At 64.7% G+C, this 289-nt stretch carries 1 protein-coding gene; it reads right to left on the bottom strand.

The annotated features are described in order from the left end of the window. Window positions 1-252: DUF1513 domain-containing protein (locus tag EN786_RS37210; RefSeq protein WP_246688863.1), on the bottom strand; the 252-nt coding region annotated here is incomplete at its 3' end. Window positions 253-289 lie beyond the last annotated feature (37 nt).

Below are 289 nucleotides of genomic sequence, written 5' to 3'. Positions count from 1 at the left end.
GTCGAAGTCGTTCTCCGTCGCATAGAGCAAGGCGCCGTCGGGCGAAAACACGCCATGGCCGAAGAAATGCCGGCCGGTGATGCTGGCAATGGTGAGCGGCTTGTCGCGGCCGGCATGGTCGAAGACGACAGCGAAGGTGCCGGGCTGGCGGGCAAAAACGACCGAGCGTTTCGACACCGGATCGAAGGTGACGTCATGGCCGCGATCCGGCAGATCGATGCTGTGCAGGATCTTTCCCGCCTCGGAGAGCACGGGCGACCGGCCGGAGGACTACGCCGCCGACGACAAA

It is taken from the genome of Mesorhizobium sp. M4B.F.Ca.ET.143.01.1.1 (assembly GCF_004792275.1).
Classification (GTDB): domain Bacteria; phylum Pseudomonadota; class Alphaproteobacteria; order Rhizobiales; family Rhizobiaceae; genus Mesorhizobium; species Mesorhizobium abyssinicae.
This window is presented reverse-complemented; position numbering and strand designations above follow the sequence as displayed.